This is a genomic window from Paenibacillus antri (genome assembly GCF_005765165.1).
GTDB lineage: Bacteria > Bacillota > Bacilli > Paenibacillales > YIM-B00363 > Paenibacillus_AE > Paenibacillus_AE antri.
On the sequence record NZ_VCIW01000012.1, the window covers coordinates 176,943 to 196,428 of the forward strand.

At 61.9% G+C, this 19,486-nt stretch carries 19 protein-coding genes; 15 read left to right on the forward strand and 4 right to left on the reverse strand.

Annotated features, from left to right (window positions below; all coding sequences use genetic code 11):
• Positions 1 to 9: 9 nt before the first annotated feature.
• Together FE782_RS18140 and FE782_RS18145 are read left to right on the forward strand one after the other, a co-directional pair.
• Positions 10 to 1,194 (forward strand): Ger(x)C family spore germination protein, encoded by a 1,185-nt coding sequence (locus tag FE782_RS18140; protein ID WP_138195652.1) that lies wholly within the window; start codon positions 10 to 12, stop codon positions 1,192 to 1,194.
• A complete protein-coding gene (locus FE782_RS18145; RefSeq protein WP_138195653.1) occupies positions 1,191 to 2,303 on the forward strand; it encodes a GerAB/ArcD/ProY family transporter in 1,113 nt (370 codons plus the stop codon). Before FE782_RS18140 ends, FE782_RS18145 begins: the two co-directional genes overlap by 4 nt.
• Positions 2,304 to 2,562: 259 nt before the next feature.
• Here the strand turns inward: FE782_RS18145 and FE782_RS18150 are convergent, their stop codons facing one another.
• Positions 2,563 to 4,305: a sensor histidine kinase gene (locus FE782_RS18150; RefSeq protein ID WP_138195654.1), complete on the reverse strand. Its 1,743-nt coding sequence runs from the start codon at positions 4,303 to 4,305 to the stop codon at positions 2,563 to 2,565.
• A gap of 201 nt (positions 4,306 to 4,506) precedes the next feature.
• On the opposite strand from FE782_RS18150, the gene FE782_RS18155 reads away from it, so the two are divergent.
• The 12 genes from FE782_RS18155 to FE782_RS18210 all read left to right on the forward strand — a co-directional run bounded on the left by FE782_RS18155 (position 4,507) and on the right by FE782_RS18210 (position 16,673).
• Positions 4,507 to 4,815: a hypothetical protein gene (locus tag FE782_RS18155; protein WP_138195655.1), complete on the forward strand. Its 309-nt coding sequence runs from the start codon at positions 4,507 to 4,509 to the stop codon at positions 4,813 to 4,815.
• 127 nt (positions 4,816 to 4,942) lie between these two features.
• Positions 4,943 to 5,281 carry a metal-sensitive transcriptional regulator gene (locus FE782_RS18160; RefSeq protein WP_439116438.1) on the forward strand — a complete coding sequence of 113 codons (339 nt, stop codon included), beginning with the start codon at positions 4,943 to 4,945 and terminating at the stop codon, positions 5,279 to 5,281.
• A gap of 92 nt (positions 5,282 to 5,373) precedes the next feature.
• Positions 5,374 to 5,577, forward strand: a complete 204-nt coding sequence (locus tag FE782_RS18165; RefSeq protein ID WP_138195657.1) for a cation transporter — start codon at positions 5,374 to 5,376, stop codon at positions 5,575 to 5,577.
• Between the two features lie 50 nt (positions 5,578 to 5,627).
• Complete coding sequence (locus FE782_RS18170) at positions 5,628 to 7,856, forward strand: heavy metal translocating P-type ATPase (protein ID WP_138195658.1); 2,229 nt, start codon at positions 5,628 to 5,630, stop codon at positions 7,854 to 7,856.
• A gap of 55 nt (positions 7,857 to 7,911) precedes the next feature.
• Positions 7,912 to 8,760 (forward strand): DUF8832 domain-containing protein, encoded by an 849-nt coding sequence (locus FE782_RS18175; RefSeq protein WP_202914555.1) that lies wholly within the window; start codon positions 7,912 to 7,914, stop codon positions 8,758 to 8,760.
• Positions 8,761 to 8,802: 42 nt separating this feature from the next.
• Positions 8,803 to 10,047 (forward strand): MFS transporter, encoded by a 1,245-nt coding sequence (locus tag FE782_RS18180; RefSeq protein ID WP_238392544.1) that lies wholly within the window; start codon positions 8,803 to 8,805, stop codon positions 10,045 to 10,047.
• Positions 10,048 to 10,160: 113 nt separating this feature from the next.
• On the forward strand, positions 10,161 to 10,850 hold the full coding sequence (locus tag FE782_RS18185; protein WP_138195659.1) for a hypothetical protein: 690 nt from the start codon (positions 10,161 to 10,163) through the stop codon (positions 10,848 to 10,850).
• 142 nt (positions 10,851 to 10,992) lie between these two features.
• Positions 10,993 to 12,324: a hemolysin family protein gene (locus FE782_RS18190; protein WP_138195660.1), complete on the forward strand. Its 1,332-nt coding sequence runs from the start codon at positions 10,993 to 10,995 to the stop codon at positions 12,322 to 12,324.
• 113 nt (positions 12,325 to 12,437) lie between these two features.
• On the forward strand, positions 12,438 to 13,817 hold the full coding sequence (locus FE782_RS18195) for a dicarboxylate/amino acid:cation symporter (RefSeq protein ID WP_238392545.1): 1,380 nt from the start codon (positions 12,438 to 12,440) through the stop codon (positions 13,815 to 13,817).
• A 261-nt stretch (positions 13,818 to 14,078) separates the two neighbouring features.
• Positions 14,079 to 15,077: an ABC transporter ATP-binding protein gene (locus tag FE782_RS18200; RefSeq protein ID WP_138195661.1), complete on the forward strand. Its 999-nt coding sequence runs from the start codon at positions 14,079 to 14,081 to the stop codon at positions 15,075 to 15,077.
• Positions 15,074 to 15,880, forward strand: coding sequence for an ABC transporter permease (locus tag FE782_RS18205; RefSeq protein WP_138195662.1), 807 nt, complete (start codon positions 15,074 to 15,076; stop codon positions 15,878 to 15,880). The genes FE782_RS18200 and FE782_RS18205 overlap by 4 nt, the downstream gene beginning before the upstream one ends.
• The gene (locus FE782_RS18210; RefSeq protein ID WP_138195663.1) at positions 15,864 to 16,673 is read left to right on the forward strand and encodes an ABC transporter permease; all 810 of its coding nucleotides are present in this window, start codon (positions 15,864 to 15,866) and stop codon (positions 16,671 to 16,673) included. Before FE782_RS18205 ends, FE782_RS18210 begins: the two co-directional genes overlap by 17 nt.
• A 1-nt stretch (position 16,674) precedes the next feature.
• On the opposite strand, the gene FE782_RS18215 is transcribed toward FE782_RS18210, so the two are convergent.
• The 3 genes from FE782_RS18215 to FE782_RS18225 are packed head-to-tail and all read right to left on the reverse strand — an operon-like array spanning position 16,675 to position 17,971.
• Entirely contained in the window at positions 16,675 to 17,172 is a 498-nt protein-coding gene (locus FE782_RS18215) for a hypothetical protein (protein WP_238392546.1), read from the reverse strand.
• Positions 17,162 to 17,641: a hypothetical protein gene (locus tag FE782_RS18220; protein ID WP_138195664.1), complete on the reverse strand. Its 480-nt coding sequence runs from the start codon at positions 17,639 to 17,641 to the stop codon at positions 17,162 to 17,164. Before FE782_RS18220 ends, FE782_RS18215 begins: the two co-directional genes overlap by 11 nt.
• A 27-nt stretch (positions 17,642 to 17,668) precedes the next feature.
• Positions 17,669 to 17,971 (reverse strand): hypothetical protein, encoded by a 303-nt coding sequence (locus tag FE782_RS18225; protein ID WP_138195665.1) that lies wholly within the window; start codon positions 17,969 to 17,971, stop codon positions 17,669 to 17,671.
• 118 nt (positions 17,972 to 18,089) lie between these two features.
• On the opposite strand from FE782_RS18225, the gene FE782_RS18230 reads away from it, so the two are divergent.
• Positions 18,090 to 19,013, forward strand: a complete 924-nt coding sequence (locus FE782_RS18230; RefSeq protein WP_138195666.1) for a GNAT family N-acetyltransferase — start codon at positions 18,090 to 18,092, stop codon at positions 19,011 to 19,013.
• Positions 19,014 to 19,486: the final 473 nt, after the last annotated feature.

Here is a 19,486-nt window from a genome sequence, read left to right on the forward strand (position 1 = left end):
GAATTCAGAATGAGCGCGTTGCGACGAATCGGTTGCGCCCTACTGGCGCTTGCGCTGTTCGCCGGCTGCGCAGGGAAACAAGAAATCAGCGAGCTCGCGATCGTCACGGGCGTGGGACTGGACCTGACGGACGACGGAGAAGGCGTCCGCGTGACGGCGCAGATCGTTCGGGCGGCCGACGCGCGGGGGCAGACCGGCGCTCCCGCCGGGGGGACCGGAGAACCGATCTACTCCGTCTCCGCCGAAGGCGATACGATCTTCGCGGCGATCCGAAATCTCGCGCGCATCTCCTCCAGGCGCGTCTATTGGGCGCATAATTTCGTCATCGCCATGAGCGAAGAGTACGCGCGGGAAGGGATCTCCGACATGGTCGACTTCTTCACCCGGAACCATGAGCTCCGGATGGAGACGTGGGTCGTCGTGACGCCCGACCGTGCGGAGGAGTTCATCTCGACGCGAACCGGCATCGAGATTTTGCCCGGGGAGTCGGTCGAGAAGCTGTTCTGGTACAGCGACATCGTCGGCGAAGCGCCGCAGACGAACATGATGAACGTGGAGGAGATGCTGCTAAGCGATACGACGCATCCGATGATCGCGAGAGCGGCGCTCCGCAAAGCGGGCATCTCCAATAAAAAGCCGGAAAAAGGCGCTTCGGTGAACCAAGCGGAGCTGTCGGGGGCGGCCGTCTTCAAGAAGGATCGGATGGTCGGTTGGCTGAAGCCCGGCGAGGCGCGGGCGGCCGTCTTTTTCATTCAGGATGTGGAATCTCTGATTCTCCCGCTGGCTTGTCCGGGGGAAGAGAAACACAAAGCGACCGTGGAGCTGCAAGAGCATCGCTTCAACGTGAAGCCTGCGTTGAAGAACGGCGAGATCTCGTTCTTGGTCTCGATGGACGCCGACGCGGACTTGGTGGAATTCGGCTGCGACGGACCGCTGGAGAGCGCGCTGCCCGATATCGAGAAGGTATTGGAAAAGGAACTGCGCCAAGGATTCGAATCGATGCTCGAGGTCGCGCAGAACGACTACCAAGTCGACTTCCTGAAGCTCGGGGACCGGGTGCGCAACGAGTACCCCGTCTATTGGCATCGCATCGAACGGCGGTGGGACAGCATCTTCCCCGACGTCGAGATCGAAGTCGACGTACATGCGGAGATTACAAGTTCTGTGTTGAAGGTTAGGGGCGGTCGAAAATGAAAATCCGGATCACGAACGGAATGTTCGTGGCGATCCTCGTGAATATGGTGTATGCGAAAGCGATCGGAGTCACGCAAGGGATGGTGGCGCGGGAGATCGGGCAAGACATGTGGATCGCCACGGCGCTTGCGACGCTGCAGGGTATCGGGATGATATATTTTAGTTACATCGTGCTCAAGAAGACGCCGCAAATGGATTTCGTGGAGCTCGCGAACGCGGCGCTCGGCCGCTGGTTCGGCCTTCTCGTCAGCGTAATGCTGATCGTCTTCTTCTTCGGCGCCTTCGGCACCGTCCTGCTGACGTTCGTGTATCATCTTCGCGATTACTTCCTGCCGGAGATGCCGCTCTTCGTATTCGTCCTCGCCGCGCTCGGCATCGGTTGGTACGCCGCGTACCACGGTCTCGAAGTGATGGGGCGCATGGCGTTCGCAGGCGTCTTCTTCATCCTGCTGTTGAACGCGCTCATTATGATCGGGTCGTATCCCGACATCGATATGGATAATCTTCGCCCCGTCATGGAGTCCGGGCTGCCGAGCATCTTGTGGGCCAGCCGACACAGCGATACGGATTGGGCGATGGCGACGATGGTCGCCGGCATGATTCAACCGATGGTGAAAAACCCGGAGGTGCGGGGCCGCTCCGGGATGGTAGGAATCGCGCTCGGGGGCATCATGGTCGGCATGTGGCCGATCTTGGAGGCGGGGGTGCTGTCCGCGGAGGTGACCCAGGAGTACTTCGTCTCTTGCATGAAGCTGGCCCGGAACGCGCATATCGGGCACTTCGTCCAACGGTACGAGATGATTATGATCGCATGCTTCTCGGTTTCCAGCATTCTGCAAATCACGATGTGCCTGTTCGCCGCATCGATCGCGGCGTCCAAGGCGGCCGGCCTGAAGGATTATCGGCCGATGCTCATTCCCGTCGGGCTCGCGCTCGGGGGGTTCGGCTATTGGGCGGTGCACGACCATATGCTCGCGCTGGAGCTCATGGAGCTGTGGCCGTACCTCGCCCTGCCGATCGCCGTCGGTCTTCCGGCGATGCTGCTCGCCGCCCGCCTGCTGGCGAAGAAGCGAGTACGGAAAGCGGCCGAGGCGGCGCCGCCGTCATGATTCGCTCCGCGTTCGATGTACGCTACTCGACATGCGCTCCACGGCATGCGCCGCGCTCCAAGTCGGTGAAATAAGCGCGAATCCGAGCTTATAGGCGGAATTTCCCCCTAAGCGGGCGAAATAAGCGCGAATCCGAGCTTAAAGGCGGAATAATCCGCCTAAGTCGGCGATATAAGCTCAGATCCGAGCTTACAAGCGGAAAATCCGCCTAAGTCGGCGAAATAAGCGCGAATTCGAGCTTCCGCGCCCCGCGCGCGCCCTACCCGCCGATCGGGACGGATACGACGAACTCGATCGTACGCGGAGCGGGCGTGCCGACCGTCACCTTGCCGCGATATTGGCGCGCCTTCTCCCGCACGATCGAGAGGCCGAGGCCGGAGTGGCCGTCTCGCTTCTTCGTCGTGTAGGTCGGCTGGAACATACGCAGCAGCTCCTCGTTCGAAAGCTCGTCCCGCAGCGTATTCGATACGGAAAAGACGATCTCCTCGCGCTCCATCCACCCGTTGACGCACACGCGGCGCTCCTCCGGCGCCAACTCCATGACCTCCTCGAACGCGTTGTCGATCAGGTTCGCCAAGATTTTGACCAGATCGACCGACTTCACGCCATGGATGCTCTCGATGCCTTTCATCCCCTCGAACCGGTAAGAGAAGTCGATGCGTTGACGCAGCGCCACGGCGGATTTCGATTGAATGATCGCGGCGACGGCCGGGTGGCCGATGCTGACGATATCGTTCATCGCGATCGTCTCGTCGACCAGCTCCTTAATGTACCGATGCAGCTGCTCGTACCGCTTCGTATCGGCCATCGCCTTGAGCGTGTTGAGGTGGTTCACGAAGTCGTGACGTTCCCCGCGCACGGCGACGAAGAGCGACTCCACCTCTTCGTTGTAATTGTCTTGCACCGTCTGCGCCACTTCGTCCCGCGTCCGCTTCACGTATCGATACAGCAGGGCGATCATCGCAAGGCTCGCGACGAACGCGAGGGATGTGACCAACCCCAAGTTTTTCAATTGTTCGTTCAGCTTCGATTGAACGAAGGCGTAATCGGTCGTAATGCCGATGACGTACGGCTGTCCGTCCGTCGAAGCGGCCACGGGGAAATACGTCCGGTACACGGACCGGCCGTCGATTCGTTCGAAGCGGTGCAGCACCTGCGATTGCCGGTGCGCGGCATCGATGTGGGCGGCGTCGTTCGGGGAGCGTAGCTCGTAAGCGCCGAACAGCACTTTCCGCGTATCGTACTGCGCCATCTCGACGCCGTGTCGAACGTTGACGAGCTCTTCGTCCGGGACGGAGAACGTCAGCGGATTAAACAGCGTGATCTCCAAAACCCGTTCGTGCTGCTCCATCGTATCCTTCAAGATCGTCTCCACGCCCGCGTACCGCTCTAACTCTTCGATATATTTGGTGTTCATGATCGGATTGATCAAGTAATCGGTCGTTCCGTCGTAGAAATATCCGAATTTGTTTTTCTTGTCGGACAAGATCGAGGAGGACGGGGCGATCTCGCCCGCCCAATAATTCGTCATGCTTTGGCCGTAGTCGAGGCCTTCGACGTTGCGATGATCGAACAGCTGCAGGAACGCATCGTGATAGTTGTCCCACGTCTTCGTGCTGAGACCGATCTCCCTCGGATCGGAGGACCGAACGGTGACGACGTCGTCCGGCGTGCGGGCGAACAACGTCACGTAGCTGATGTTCAGTTCTTCCGCCAATCGCTTCAGCCGCTCGTTATCGACTTGCCGATAGGAGGCGGGCAGGGCGTATTTGGCGGCGATGGCCGCGGATCGCAGATTGGAGGCCATTAACGTATCGACGTATCGATAAGCTTGCTGCGAACGGTCGACGCTGATTTTGATTTGAGCGGACATCTCCCGCATTTGCGTCTCGAGCGTTCGATGAAGCTCCCGTTTCGTGGTCCAATAATTCGCGATATCGTTCGCGAGCAGCAATCCGATCACGAAAAGCAGAGCGTACAGCATCATTTTACGGGCGGCCATTGAACATCCTCCTGAACTCCCACGATATGTAACATCTTACATGATTCTAGTTGGATTTGACAGCGGTATTCGACACGATCCGAGACCGCTCGACAAGACGTTGCCGTCGCCCAACCTGCTTCGTATGTGCGTACGTACATACCGAGAGGACCGCCCTTGCATACGTTAAGGACATAAGCGGACGAAGGGAGGAATTCGGAGATGACGCTGCAGGAAATCCAAGAGATTCAACTCGAGTCTTGCCATCAGCACGTAGGCTCGCCGGTGTGCGCCGTCCTGCGGGACGGAACGCATGTATACGGCATCCTCGGCGGCTTGCACGACGGGAAGCTGATCTTGCACCGCGCCGCGCGAGGTCCGGGCAAACTCGCGGTCAGCTCGGCCAAGGCGAAGCGGGCGCTGCGCGCGAAGACGAAGGCGTTCGGCTACGGTCCGTACTATCCGGGGGCGTATGCCGTCGACGCCGCTTTGGTCGCGCTGCTGTTCACGCTGCCGTTTTTGTTTATCTAAATATTGGGGAAGAAGGTTCCGAGACCGGTAGCCGCCTTCGAGCGGCTGCCGGTCTTTTTTCGTCCGGGTCGAGAAAACTTGAATATAGGGTATAACCCTATTGTATACTATAGAAAACAAAAGGAGGATGTCCATGGAGACGAAGCCGGCGCAAGGGGCCAAGCACCATCATCACGATCATGAGCACGAGAGGAAAAGTCATCACTCCGATAAGGTGAAGTCGAATTTGATCAGCCGGTTGAACCGGATCGAAGGACAAGTTCGGGGCGTAAGGGGCTTAATCGAGAAGGATACGTACTGCGACGACGTGTTGAACCAGATCGCGTCGATCCAGTCGGCGCTCAACGGGGTAGGGAAGCTGCTGCTCGAGCACCATATGAAGAGCTGCGTCGTCGAACGCATCCAAGAAGGGGATACCGACGCGATCGACGAGCTGCTGGTCACGGTCAACAAGCTGATGAAATAACGGGATTCAGAAAAGGTTCGAACGTCCCCTTGACTCATTATAGGGTACGGGGGTATATTATAGTCAATCAAATCAAAAGGAGTTGGATTCTAATGACGAGCATTACGTTCCAAGTGAAAGGCATGAGCTGCAACCATTGCGTGAAATCGATCGAGGGCGCTCTCCGGGATGTCGGCGCGACCGGGAAGGTCGACCTGGCCCAAGGCACCGTGACGGTGCAATACGAGGAAGGCAAGCTGTCCGAGGCTTCGTTGAAAGAGACGATCGAAGAGCAAGGATACGACGTCGTCGGGTGATCGGGACCGAGACGCAGGCAAGGCATTGATACGATCGGGGAGAGAGAGCGATGCAGGCTACGACGGACGATAGACGCTTGAAACAAACGACGCTTCAAATTACGGGGATGACGTGCGCGGCATGCGCGACCCGCATCGAGAAGGGACTCGGCAAGCTGCCCGGCGTGGAATCGGCCGCCGTCAACTTCGCCATGGAGACGGCGCGCGTGTCGTACGCGCCGGACGCGGTGTCGGTGCAGGACATGCGGCAGAAGGTGGAGAAGCTCGGGTACGAAGCGACTCCCGTAGAAGAGGCGGCCGGCGCCGAGGAACGGCGGGCGGACGAGCTGCGGCGGCAGCGCGCGAAGCTCGCCGTCTCGGCGGTCCTCTCGCTGCCGCTGCTCTGGGCGATGGCCGGTCACTTCTCGTTCACGTCCTGGATCTGGGTGCCGTCGCCGTTCATGAATCCGTGGTTCCAGCTCGTTCTTTCGGCCCCGGTCCAATTCCTCGTCGGGAAATCGTTCTACGAAGGCGCGTACAAGGCGCTGCGCAACGGCTCGGCCAACATGGACGTGCTCGTGGCGCTCGGTACGTCTGCCGCCTTTTTCTATAGTCTATACTTAACGATAGATTGGTACGCCGCGGGAGCGTCCGCCCACCACGGTCCGGCGCTCTACTACGAGACTAGCGCCGTGCTCATCACGCTGGTCGTGCTGGGCAAGCTGTTCGAAGCGCAGGCCAAGGGCCGCACGTCCGCCGCGATCAAGTCGCTTATGAGCTTGCAGGCGAAGACGGCGCTCGTCGTCCGCGACGGGAGGGAGACGGTCGTGCCGGTCGAAGACGTCGCGCCGGGCGACCTCGTCCTCGTGCGTCCCGGCGAGAAGGTGCCGGTCGACGGCGTCGTCGTCGAAGGCGCATCCGCCGTCGACGAATCGATGCTGACCGGGGAGAGCATCCCGGTCGAGAAGCGGCCCGGCGACGACGTCATCGGCGCGACGATGAACAAGAACGGCGCGCTTCAAATCCGGGCGTCGAAGGTCGGCAAGGAGACGGCGCTCGCGCAAATCGTCAAGATCGTCGAGGAGGCGCAAGGGTCCAAGGCGCCGATCCAGCGGGTGGCCGACCGCATCTCCGGCGTGTTCGTGCCGATCGTCGTCGCTCTGGCGGCGATCGCGTTCGCGGCGTGGTATTTCGTCTTCGCGCCGGGCGACGTGCCGGCCGCGCTCGATTCGGCCATCGCGATTCTCGTCATCGCCTGCCCTTGCGCCCTCGGCCTCGCGACGCCGACGTCGATCATGGCCGGCTCCGGCCGCGCGGCCGAGCTCGGCGTCCTGTTCAAGGGCGGCGAGCATCTGGAGGCGACGCATAAGCTCGACACGATCGTGCTCGATAAGACGGGCACCGTCACGAAGGGCAAGCCGGAGCTGACCGACGTGCGCAGCGAGCTGGACCGCAGCGTGTTCCTGAAGCTCGTCGGCGCGGCGGAGAGCCGCTCCGAGCATCCGCTCGCGGAAGCGATCGTCGCCGGAGCGAAGGCCGCGGGCCTCTCGCTCCCGAAGGCGACGTCGTTCGAGGCGATTCCGGGCATGGGCGTATCGGCCGTCGTCGAAGGGCGAGCCGTGCTCGTCGGCACCCGGCGGCTGCTCGAGGACCGAGGCATCGACGCCCGCGGGGCGTACGACGCGATGCGCCGTTACGAAGAGGCGGGGAAGACGGCGATGCTCGTCGCCGTGGACGGCCGCTACGCGGGCGTCGTCGCCGTGGCCGACACGGTGAAGCCGACCTCGAAGGAGGCCGTCTCCCGCCTGCGCGCCATGGGGCTTCGCGTCGTCATGATGACCGGCGACAACGAGCGCACGGCCCGGGCGATCGCGGCGCAGGTCGGCGTCGACGACGTCCTGGCCGAGGTGCTCCCGGAGGGGAAAGCCGCCGAGGTTAAGAAGCTGCAGGCGCAAGGCCGCAAGGTCGGCATGGTCGGCGACGGCATCAACGACGCTCCCGCGCTGGCGGTCGCCGACATCGGCATGGCCGTCGGCACCGGCGCCGACGTCGCCATCGAAGCGGCGGACGTCACGCTCATGCGGGGCGACCTCGCGAGCATCGCCGACGCGATTCACATGAGCCGCCGCACGATGGGCAACATCCGCCAGAACTTGTTCTGGGCGCTCGCCTACAACACGCTCGGCATTCCGATCGCCGCGATCGGGCTGCTCGCGCCGTGGGTCGCCGGCGCGGCGATGGCGCTCAGCTCCGTCTCGGTCGTGCTGAACGCCCTTCGCCTGCAGAAGGTAAAGCTGTAAGACTTCCCTCGGAAGAGGCGCCACTCAATTTTTGGGAAATGGAGCCATACGCCAGATGAACCGTTTGTTATTAGCGTCCCTCGGCACCTCCTTGCTGCTCTTGAACGCGTCTTGCTCGTTCCTCGAGCCGACCGGCGGGCACAAGCACGATGCAGCGAGCGGCGCCCCCGCCGAAAGCGGGCACGCCCATCACGGGGGCGGCAAGGCGGCCCACGGCGCGCCGAAGGCGAGCTTCGCCTTCCCGGACGGCGCCCCGGCGCCGGGCAAGTCGACGACGCTGACGATCGGCCTGCGGGACGAAGCGGGCGCCGTCATCGACAAGTTCGACGTCAATCATGAGAAGCTGATGCATCTGATCGTCGTAAGCGAGGACCTGTCGCACTTCGAGCATCTGCATCCCGAATACGAATGGAACGGGACGTTCCGCGTCGACCTGACCTTCCCGGCCGGCGGCCGGCATAAGCTGTTCGCCGACTTCGTGCCGTCGGGCGGCGCGCAGACGACGATCGGCGAATGGATCGACGTCGAAGGCGAAGGCGCGGGCCGTCCGGTCGTTCCGGAGGCCGAGCTCGCGAAGACGATCGACGGGAAGCGGATCGAGCTCGACATCGCGGGCCTCTCGCCGAACGCCGACGCGATGCTGACGTTCTCCTTCAAGGACGCCCCCTCGGGGCGGCCGATCGACGATCTGGAGCCGTATCTCGGCGCCGTCGGCCACGTCGTCATCCTCTCGGAGGATGCGGAGACGTATCTGCACGTGCATCCGGCGGACGAAGCGTCGACCGGGCCGGAAGCGACGTTCCACACGTCGTTCCCGTCGAGCGGGACGTATAAGATTTGGGGACAATTCCAACATCAAGGTCGATTGATTACGGTTCCGTTCGTCGTGAACGTAACGAAGTAATCGCCGCGGGCAACGCCGCTTCCTTCCGGGAGGCGGCGTTTCTTGGGGTGTTATCGCAACGAGAGGGGCAACCGCCGCATGGATCCCAAGGATCAACCGTTAATACCGACCGATCGCAGACATCATCTCGCGTTCGCCGTCGTCACGATTCTCTATTGGACTTCTCTATATACGTACGTACCGATCTTATCCCCGTACTTGCTCGAAGAGCTGAAGGTCGGCGCCGCGGCGGCCGGCATCATCCTGGGCGTCTACGGCTTCGTGCAAATTTTGCTCCGGCTGCCGCTCGGCATCTGGTCCGACCGGCTGCGCCGCCGCCGGCCGTTCATCGCCCTCGGCATGCTGACCGGCGCGTTGTCCTGCCTGTTGTTCACGGTCGGCGACCATCCGGGATGGGCGTTCGCCGGGCGGGCGCTCAGCGGCGTCTGCGCGTCGACGTGGGTCGCCTTCACCGTGCTGTACGCCGCTTACTTCCCGCGGAAGGACGTGCAGCGGGCCATGAGCGCGATCAGCTTCCTGATCGTCGTCGGCCAGCTGATCGGCATGGGCCTCAGCGGCTGGTTGGCCGAGGCGAGAGGCTCGGCCGCGACGTTCTACGCCGGCGCGGTCGCCGGGGCGATCGGGCTGCTGCTCGCGATGTTCGTCAAGGAGCCCGCGGGCGGCGTCGCGCGCAATCCGATGCGGCTCGCCGACGTCGGCGTCGTCGTCCGCAGCGGCACGCTGCTGCGGGTGTCGACGCTATCGATCCTCGCGCACAGCGTGCTCTTCATCACGATGTTCGGCTTCACGCCGTCGTACGCGACGTCGACGCTCGGCGCGACGCGCTGGGAGCTCAGCCTGCTCAGCTTCGCCTTCATGGTGCCGCACGCGTTCGCGCAGCTGTACAGCGGCCGCTGGATCGCGCCTCGCATCGGGGCGTGGCGCACGATTGTCGTCGGCTTCGCCGTCAGCGGGCTGTGCACGCTGGCGATCCCGTTCGCGACGACGCTGCCGGCGCTCTACGCGACGCAGGCGATCAACGGCCTCGCGCAGGGGCTGCACTTCCCGCTGTTGCTGGCGCTCGCCATTCAAGGCGTCGCCGCGGAGAAGCAGGCGACGGCGATGGGGTTCTACCAAGCCGCTTACGCGGCCGGCATGTTCGCCGGACCGTTCGCCGCCGGCTGGATCAACGAAATCGGGGGCTTGAACGCCGGATTTTGGCTCGGGGGCGGCACGGCGCTCGCCTCCGTCGCCGTCACCGTCTGGTTCGCCTCCGTCGCGACGCGCCGCGCCGCGACGAATGCATAATTCCTCCCCCAAGGTTACGACCAAGGGAGTAAATCTTTGGAAGACGTGCAACCTTTCGCGTCCGAGGCGCGTCAGGAATCGTGTAGACAGAGAATACGGGAGGGATTTCACGCATGTTGAAACAATGGAAATGGCTCGCGATGCTGGCGGCGCTGGCGATCGCGGTCGCCGGCTGCGGCGCGGCGGACGAAGGAAATAGCGATCAACAAGACGGAGGCGCGGCGTCGGAGCAGCCGGCGCAGGAGACGCCGGCGGAACAGCCCGAAGCGCCCGCGGGAGAGACGCCGACGGAAGAGCCTGCGGAAGAGCCTGCGAAGGAGCTCGGCGTCGAGACGGGCGAGACCGTCGAGATCGAATCCGAGATCGAAGGCACGAAGGAGATGGTCACGGTCGTCGAGTATACGCTGACGCCGTACAACATCGGCTACGTGCTTCGCGATCTGCTGAGCGCCCCGAAGGTCGAGAACGGCCAAGTCGTCCACACGGCGAAGATGGGCGATTACACGGCATCGGTAAGGCTCGAAGTGAAGGAAGGCATGTCGCTCGACCAAGCGGTCGAAGAAGCCCGGAAGTCGTATGCGGACGGCTACGAAGCCTCGGATCCGGCCGATATCGGCACCGAGCTGAACGGATACGTCGGCATGGTACAGGGCTACCAGAAGGATGAACAATTCCATGGCTTCCACGTCTTCGACATGGACGGCGACGCGGTCGTCATTCACCATACGTACCCGTACGACGCGGGCGACGGCATGGGCGCGATCATGCACGATATGCTGAAGTCGCTGAAGTTGGAGAAATAAACGCGAGAGCGCGACACGTACCGGCGGTCCTTAGGGATCGCCGGTTTTGTTTTGCCGTCCGCCGGCCGTATGAGAACCGTCTTATCGGGCATCTTAAGAGATTAGAGAAGCCTAACGGCAATAGACTTGGAGGACGGTCGGAATGGAAATCGTCATATTGCTCGCATTAATCGTCTTGAACGCCTTCTTCGCCGCCTCGGAGATCGCGCTCATCTCGCTGAACGACAACAAGATCAAGCATATGGCCGAAGAAGGGCATAAGAAGGCGATGATGCTTCAACGCTTGCTGAGCGAGCCGAGCCGCTTCCTCGCGACGATCCAGATCGGCATTACGTTGGCAGGCTTCATGGCGAGCGCCTTCGCCTCCGGAAGCTTCGCCGACGACCTGGCGTACGCGCTGATCGCCGCCGGCGTTCCCGTGCCCGAGGCGGCGCTGAATACATTTTCCGTCGTGCTCATCACGCTCTTGCTCTCGTACTTCACGCTCGTGCTCGGGGAACTCGTGCCCAAGCGGCTCGCCATGAAGAAAGCGGAGACGATCGCGATGCTAGCGGCCCGTCCGCTCACGATCCTGTCCGTCGTGTCCGCGCCGTTCGTCAAGCTGCTGACGCTCTCGACCAACGTCCTCGTTCGGCTGTTCGGGGTCGATCCGAACGCGGACGACGAGCAAGTGACCGAAGAGGAAATCCGGATGATGGTCGACGTCGGGGAAGAGCGGGGCGCGATTCAGGAAAACGAAAAGATGATGATCAACAACATCTTCGATCTCGACACGAAGACGGTGTCGGACATCATGACGCACCGGACGGACCTGGCCGCGATTCCGGTCGACGCGACGTACAAGGACGTCGTGCGGGTCATCAACGAGGAGAAATATACGAGGCTGCCGGTGTACGAGTCGTCCGTCGACAACATCGTCGGCGTGCTCCACGCGAAGGACATCGTGCAGCATATGGAGACGTGCGACGAGGAGTCGTTCGACCTCGGGGAATTGCTGCGGAGGCCTCTCTTCGTCCCGACGTCGCGGCGGATCGACGAGCTGTTCAAGGATTTCCAGAAGCACAAGACGCACTTCGCCGTCGCGATCGACGAGTACGGCGGCACCGCCGGCATCGTCACGGTCGAGGATTTGCTCGAGGAAATCGTCGGCAGCATTCTGGACGAGTACGACGAAGAGGAGGATAAAGAGATCGAGCTGCTGGACGACCATACGTACCTGATCAAGGGCGAGGTGGACCTCGACGTCGTGCAGGACGTGCTCGACATCGAGTTGCCTACGGAGGAGTACGATACGCTGAGCGGCTTCATTATCGGCGAGCTCGGCACGATTCCGACGGGAGCCGATCGAGCGTCGATCGAGCGTTCCGGGTATGCCTTCGAGGTGCAGGAGATGAATAAGAAGCGGATCGCCAAGGTGAAGGTAAGCAAGACGATCTTAGGCGATTCGGAAGACGAGGGGCCGCCGGACGAATAATCGCGAAAGCGTAAAAAATATGTACATGAAAATCAAAGCGTCTCTATAAGATGTAGTGTAAGCCCTTACATCAGGTGTTAACGGCAACTCACAATCGGAGGAGCGTGTTGCGCGTGGACAGCGGGTCTTCAACGATTTTAAACAACAACTTGGTAGCGGCGATCGAAACGAACTGGCTCAGCTTATTGATTGCGGTCGTCGTCGTCGCGGGTCTTCATGCGTTGGCGAAGCGGAGGGTAGGCTTCGGGACGAGGGTGCTCGTCGCCCTCGGCGTCGGCTTGGTCGCCGGCATCGTACTCAATCAGACGGCGTCGGAGTTCCAAGCGATCAGTACGTTAGGCTCCATCTATGTCAACTTGATTCGGATGCTGGTCATGCCGCTCGTCTTCGTCTTAGTCATTAACAGCATCGTCTCGATCACGCAGCTGGATTATTTGCGCAAGATCGGCGTGAAGACGATCGGCTGGTTCCTTGGCACGACGGGGGCGGCCGCGATCATCGGCCTCCTCGTCGCGCTCGCGATGAATCCGGGCGCGGGCATTCAGGCGTCCCAGCCGGAAGGATTCGAGGCGCGCGAGGTGCCGACCTTCTTCCAGGTCGTCTTGGATCAGGTGCCGTCGAATCCGATTCAGGACGCGGCGAGCGGCAAGGTCGTCCCGATCCTCATCTTCGCCTTGTTCATCGCGATCGCGATCGTGAGAGTCGGTTCGCGGAAGCCGGAAGCGGTGCAGCCGGTCAAAGCGTTCATCGCTTCGCTGACCGAAGTGATGCACCAGGTCGTGAAGTACGTGCTCCGCTTCACGCCGTACGGCGTCTTCGCCCTGATCGCGGTCATGGCGGCCCGGTACGGCATCGAGACGCTGAAGCCGCTCGCGATGCTGATCGTGGTGTCGTACGTCGCCCTCATTCTGCATTTCGTCATCGTATTCGGCGGCTTGGTCTCCTTCGTCGCGAAGGTGAATCCGCTCAAATTCTTTAAGAAGGCATATCCGACGATCGCCGTCGCGTTCACGACGCGCAGCAGCTACGCGACGCTGCCGGTGAACCTTGAGGTCATCACGAAGCGGCTGCGCATATCGGACCGCATCGCAAGTTTCGTCGCCCCGCTCGGCGCGACGATGAACTTCAACGGCTGCGGCGGCGTCTGGCCGGCGGTCGTCGCCGTCTTCGTCTCCGAGGTGTTCGGCGTGCCGCTCAGCTTCACGGACTATCTGCTCATCGTGTTCGTCAGCGTCATCTCCTCGATCGGCGTCGCGGGCGTGCCGGGCCCCGCCTCGATCTCGACGACGGTCGTGCTCACCGCCGTCGGTCTGCCGCTCGAAGGGATCGCGATCGTCGTCGCCGTCGAGGCGCTCATCGACATGGGCCGCACGGCGGTCAACGCGACCGGCACGACGGTGACGTCGCTGCTTGTCGCCAACGCGGAAGGCGAGTTCGACCGCGCTTCTTTCGACCGGGACGAGGAAGACGAACTGGAGCTGACGACCGCCTAAAATAAGGGTTGCCAACCGGCTCGTCTGCATGGTAGTATCTTACATCAAACGGAAGGGTTTCTAGGGATTCGCCGCACGCCTCGCCCCGCGACGGGGCCGCGCCGCGGGAGAACCGAGCGAAGCCGGCGATGCGATAGCACGCTACACCGTAAGGGATAAAAGACCTTCGGCAAGTTCCGCCTTCGGGCGAACGGGCCGACAGGTCTTTTTTGCTTTACCGGGGGAAAGAGACGCAGAGGGAGTCGGAGAGGAGCGCGTGTCATGAAAGCGATCGAGGTCGAAGGCGTTACGAAGACGTTCCGCACGAAGCGGAAGGGAGAAGGGTTCACCGCCGGCGTGCGGGGACTGTTCCGGCCGGAGTATACGGAGAAGAGGGCGGTGGAGCCGATCCACTTCGACGTGGAGCGGGGGGAGATGCTCGCGTTCCTGGGCCCGAACGGGGCGGGAAAGTCGACGACGATCAAGATGTTGACGGGCATTCTCCACCCGAGCGGCGGGCGCGCTTCCGTGCTCGGGCTGACGCCTTGGCGGGACCGCGGCAAGCTGTCGTACCGCATCGGCAGCGTCTTCGGCCAGAAGTCGCAGCTGTGGTACCATCTGCCGCCGACGGATACGTTCGAGCTGATGCGGCGCATCTATGAGCTCGGGAAGAACGATTATACAGCGCGGCGGGACCTGTTGATCGAGCGGTTTCGGCTGGCGCCGTACTTGGAGACCCCGGTGCGCAAGCTGTCGCTCGGCGAAAGGATGCGATGCGAGCTGGCGGCCGCGCTGCTGCACCGCCCGGAGATCGTATTCCTCGACGAGCCGACGATCGGCCTCGACGTCGTCGTGAAGCAGCACATTCGCGAGCTGATTCGAGAGCTGAACCAGGAGGAGGGCACGACGTTCTTCCTCACGTCGCACGACCCCGGCGATATCGAGCAGCTGTGCCGGCGGGCGATCGTCATCAACCACGGCCGCGTCATCCTCGACCAGCCCGTGCCGGTGCTGAAGCGGGAGCTGCTGACGCATAAGACTATTAAGCTGGAGCTGGCCGAAGCCGGAGCGGCGAAGCTGCTGACGGCGGAAGGCGCGACCGTGACGGAGCGCGACGGCGTGCGCGTCACGCTGTCGGTCGACACGGCGACGTCGAGCATCGAGACGGTGCTCGCGTCGATCGTCGGCACGTATCCGATCCGCGACGTGACGATCGAGGATCCGCCGATGGAGGAGATCATCGCGCATATCTACGAGAAGAAGGGGGAGGCGGCCGTATGAGGAACGCGGCGCTCGCTTGGCGCAAATATCCGGCGGTCACCCGCATCACGCTGAAAAATTCGTTCGCGTACGTCGCCGATTTCTTCGTGCGCACCGTATTCCTGATCGTCATCCTCTACATCTTCATGCAGCTGTGGAGCGCGACGTACGCGGGGGAAGGGGAGCCGTCGATCGCGGGGTATACGTTTTCCGACATGGTCTGGTATCTCATCGTCTCCGAAGCGATCACGCTGGCGCTGCCCAGCCTGTCCGCGATCGTCGAGCAGGACGTCAAGAGCGGGGACGTCGCGTACCGGCTGACGAAGCCGATGCACTACGTCGGTTATTACTTCGCTTGGTATAACGCGGACGTCGGACTTCGGCTCGGCATCAATCTGCTCGTCGGCGGCGCGCTCGGCTTGCTCGTGTTCGGCGTCCCGGACTTCGGGTACGGCTGGCTCGCGTTCGCCGTCGTGGCGGTCGGGGCGATCGCGGTCAGCTTTCTGCTGAACATGATCGTCGCCTTATGCGCCTTCTGGGTCGAGGAGACGACGGGGTTGGAATTCGTCTACAAGAAGCTGTTGTTTACGGTCGGGGGCATGCTCATGCCGCTCGAGATGTTCCCGCTCTGGCTGCAGGACGTGTGCAAGTGGCTGCCGTTCCAGGCGGTGTTGTACTTCCCGGCGTCCACCGTCACGAGCTTCGAGCCGTCGAAGCTGTTCGGCATGCTGGCGGTGCAGTGGGGCTGGGTAGCGGCGCTTGCCGGGATCGTATTCTGGATGTACGGGAGAGGGGTGCGAAAGCTCAATGTTAACGGCGGGTAGACGAACGCGGGCGACGCTCGCTTATCTGTGGACGTGTTGGAAGCTGAATTTGGCGGGAGCGATGGAGTTTCGCACGAGCTTCCTGTTGATGGCGGGCATGATGGTGCTCAACAATTTCGTCTGGATTTTCTTTTGGAGCTTATTTTTCCAACGGTTCGACGTCGTGAACGGGTGGACGCTGCAGGACGTCATGATGCTGTGGGCGGTCAGCGCGGGGGGCTTCGGCGTCGCGGCGACGCTGTTCGGCAATATGACGAGGCTGGCGACGCTCATCGCGAACGGGCAGCTCGACGTGTACCTCGTGCAGCCGAAGCCGGTGCTGCCGAGCGTGCTCGCGAGCCGCATGTCGGTGACGGCGATCGGGGACGCGGCATTCTCCGTTATGCTGTACGTCATGTTCGGCGACGGCTCGTGGCTCGGCTTCGCCAAGTACGCGCTGGCTCACCTCGTGGCGGCGTCGATCTTCCTGTTTTTCTTGGTGATCATGCATTCGCTCGCCTTCTGGATCGGCAACGCGGAAGGCTTGACGGGACAGATGTTCAACGCCCTGCTCTCGGTATCGACGTATCCGACGGACATCTTCAAAGGCTGGGCGCGCGTCATCGTCTTTACGGCGGTGCCGGCCGGATTCATCTCCTACATGCCGATCGGCCTGATGCGGGGCGCCGTGCAGTGGGATTTCCTGCTCGGCGCGCTCGGGATGTCGGCGGCGCTGGCGGCGGGCGGGACGTGGTTTTTCTACGCGGGACTGCGTCGCTACAGCTCGGGCAATATGATGGCGATGCGGAGCTAAGTTAAGAGCGCGGCGCGAAAATCGTCCGATTCATCAGCACCAGGATGCTCTGCAAGAACGTGTAGATCGGGATGGAATACAGGATGAGATAACCTTCTTTGTAGTGGAACAGCCCGACGAGCAGCCCGACGTATTCGATGAGTAACGCAAGAGCGACCCAAACGACGATATAGAACATGAGAAATACGCCGCGGATCCGCCGCCGTTCGAGGAAATAGATGAAGAAATATCCGAAGGGCGCGTACATCAAGTAGGAGAAAATGTCGAACCCCGTATAAGCCGCCTGATCGCCGACGTCGTACAGGTCGAAGGGCGGCACCGCGATCGTATGATCGAACATGAGGCCGGCGACGACGCCGAACAACAGGCCGAAGAGCGTCTGCGTCGGCGCGAGCCGCTTCGGACACAAGAGGAAGGCGATGGAGCCGGCGGCGATCATGGCGATGACGTACCATTCGTTAGCGTTGAACGCGGTATCGTAGACGACGTTATGATCCAAGGTCGCCAGTCTCCTTTTTCCAAAGCTTCATCAAGCCCGCGCCCAAGAGGTAGGTCGCTCCCATGATCGCGGCGATCAACGCGATTTCGAGCGCCAAGTTCCAATGGATGTCGCGGATGACGCCCATCCATCGCAGCGAATATCCGGTCGCCAGGAGATACGAAAACACCGCGAGCGTGGCGACCGTCTTTCTTGGGCGCGTGTCCGCCGTCAGGACGGCATTGGCGAACGCTAGCATCGCGAGCGAGAAGGTCACGTCGCGATGGAGGACCGCGGCTAGAAATTCAGGGACTTTCATGTCGACCGTATACAACTTGTACGTGAAGCTGAGGAGCGTAAATTTGTTGATGTCGATGACGGCCACCGCCATATACAGCAGGACGTTCACCTTCAGAGGCAGCTTGTCCGGCAGCGACGCCAATGCATGGATGGCGACCCACATCTGAAGCAAGACGACGACGAGTGGCATAGCAACCTCCGGGATATTGACGCTTGTTTAATGAAGCGGGCGGCCGATTTCGAAAATCTCCATCTTCTCGTCGTCGGAGAGCGACACGCGGGTGCGCAGCGACTCGATGCGGCAGCCGAGCTCGGCGGCGAATTCCGTGCGGAGCGCTTGCTCGTAGTCGGCGTTCCTTACGACGGGCAAGCCCCGGGCGACGACGACGATGCGGCGGTCGGAGGCGATGACGTGCGTCTCCGAGGAGGCGGCGCCGATCGTCTGGCGTTCGACGCGGTTATACAGCTGACGAATGGATTCTTCCAAGGTTAAAGCGGGACGGTTGAGCGAAGACGTCATGGCGGATCGGGGCTCCTTAGGGTAACCGTTTTCTTACCAGTATTGCCCGAATTCGCGCTTTGCAATCCAAGCGGGCGATGGTAATGTAGTGTTACATAATTCTTAGGGGGCTCGCGGCGTGAAGGCGTTGACGGAACGAATCTTATCGGGGGCGGCCGCGTCCGCGGCGCTTCCTTTCGTTATCTTCGGCGGAAGTCGGCTGCTGGGGCATTCCGGAGGAGCGGACTGGCAGGCGTTCCTCTTCGTCTCGCTGTACTCGCTGCCGGTGTTTCTGACGTTGGGGATCGCCGCTTCCGTGTTGGCGGATTGGCTCGCGGACCGCATCGACGCGGATGCGGGGGAAGGCGGCTCCGTCTTCCGGCGCGGCGTACGGTCGTACTTCGTGCATCTTGTCTTGTACGCGGCTGCCGGCTACGGCATCTTCATCGGCTTGGTACGGCTGCTGGACGGCGCCGATTCGCCGGAGTCGACGAGCCTTCTCGGCGCGACCTTAGGCGTCTCGGCGGCGGTGTTGTATTACCACGCGCTGCTGGTGTTTCGCGGTTGGGGGGCGAGCTCGCACCGGCGCCGGTTCGGCGAAGTCGTCGAGACGGATCGGCTCGTGCTGGAGCCGTGTACGGAGGAGCGGTACGCGGAAGCGAACCGGGAGGGCTATCCGCTCGGCAACCACGTGAAGACGTACATGCAGTCGCTTCGGCGGCACCCGAAGCTGTTAGGCTGGGGCGTCTGGTTCGTTCGGCTGAAGGAGACGGGGGAGATTATCGGCGATGCCGGGTTCAAGGGCAACCCGGATTATACCGGCGCGGTCGATATCGGTTACGGCTTCCTGCCGGAGCACCGGGGCCGCGGCTACGCGACGGAGACGGCGAAGGCGCTCGTCGCCTGGGCGTTCGCGCACGGCGCGGGCCGCGTGACGGCGGAGACGCTGCGCGATAACGCCGCGTCGATTCGCGTACTGCGCAAGAACGGGTTCCGGCTGTACCGGGAGGAGGAGCATTATCATTGGCTGCTCGACGCGTCGGAGCGGCTGCGGGGGCGGTAGGAGGGGATTCGGCATCATCGGAATTTTTCGATGATGCCTTTTTAGTAGGGAGCGGGCCTTGTTGGAGGGGCGTAGTCGGAGAAAGTCCGACTAAACCGCCCTGGGAGCTGCGCGGGGGGCGAATAGTCGGAGGAAGTCCGACTACACCGCCTTCGGAGCCGCGCCGGGGGCGAATAGTCGGAGAAAGTCCGACTACACCGCCTTCGGAGCCGCGCCAGGGGCGAATAGTCGGAGAAAGTCCGACTAAACCGCCCTGGGAAGCGCGCCGAGGGGCGAATAGTCGGAGAAAGTCCGACTACACCGCCTTCGGAGCCGCGCTGGGGGCCCCATAGTCGGAGAAATGGACCTCCGTCAAGAAAGTGGACACAAGTTTTATGAAAAAAATCTCTTAAGCCGTAAATTGTGCGGCAAAACGAACCGGCGACAAATATCCCAGCGACCCATGGATTCGTTTCCGGTTATAGAAGAATTCA

Bases quoted from the DNA above. Each gene is read 5' to 3' on its own strand.
- FE782_RS18205 (WP_138195662.1), top strand. From the start codon at position 15,074: ATGAGGAACGCGGCGCTCGCTTGGCGCAAATATCCGGCGGTCACCCGC.
- FE782_RS18185 (WP_138195659.1), top strand. From the start codon at position 10,161: ATGTTGAAACAATGGAAATGGCTCGCGATGCTGGCGGCGCTGGCGATC.
- FE782_RS18160 (WP_439116438.1), top strand. From the start codon at position 4,943: ATGTCCATGGAGACGAAGCCGGCGCAAGGGGCCAAGCACCATCATCAC.
- FE782_RS18145 (WP_138195653.1), top strand. From the start codon at position 1,191: ATGAAAATCCGGATCACGAACGGAATGTTCGTGGCGATCCTCGTGAAT.
- FE782_RS18155 (WP_138195655.1), top strand. From the start codon at position 4,507: ATGACGCTGCAGGAAATCCAAGAGATTCAACTCGAGTCTTGCCATCAG.
- FE782_RS18210 (WP_138195663.1), top strand. From the start codon at position 15,864: ATGTTAACGGCGGGTAGACGAACGCGGGCGACGCTCGCTTATCTGTGG.
- FE782_RS18175 (WP_202914555.1), top strand. From the start codon at position 7,912: ATGAACCGTTTGTTATTAGCGTCCCTCGGCACCTCCTTGCTGCTCTTG.
- FE782_RS18190 (WP_138195660.1), top strand. From the start codon at position 10,993: ATGGAAATCGTCATATTGCTCGCATTAATCGTCTTGAACGCCTTCTTC.
- FE782_RS18220 (WP_138195664.1), bottom strand. From the start codon at position 17,641: ATGCCACTCGTCGTCGTCTTGCTTCAGATGTGGGTCGCCATCCATGCA.
- FE782_RS18170 (WP_138195658.1), top strand. From the start codon at position 5,628: ATGCAGGCTACGACGGACGATAGACGCTTGAAACAAACGACGCTTCAA.
- FE782_RS18140 (WP_138195652.1), top strand. From the start codon at position 10: ATGAGCGCGTTGCGACGAATCGGTTGCGCCCTACTGGCGCTTGCGCTG.
- FE782_RS18150 (WP_138195654.1), bottom strand. From the start codon at position 4,305: ATGGCCGCCCGTAAAATGATGCTGTACGCTCTGCTTTTCGTGATCGGA.
- FE782_RS18225 (WP_138195665.1), bottom strand. From the start codon at position 17,971: ATGACGTCTTCGCTCAACCGTCCCGCTTTAACCTTGGAAGAATCCATT.
- FE782_RS18200 (WP_138195661.1), top strand. From the start codon at position 14,079: ATGAAAGCGATCGAGGTCGAAGGCGTTACGAAGACGTTCCGCACGAAG.
- FE782_RS18165 (WP_138195657.1), top strand. From the start codon at position 5,374: ATGACGAGCATTACGTTCCAAGTGAAAGGCATGAGCTGCAACCATTGC.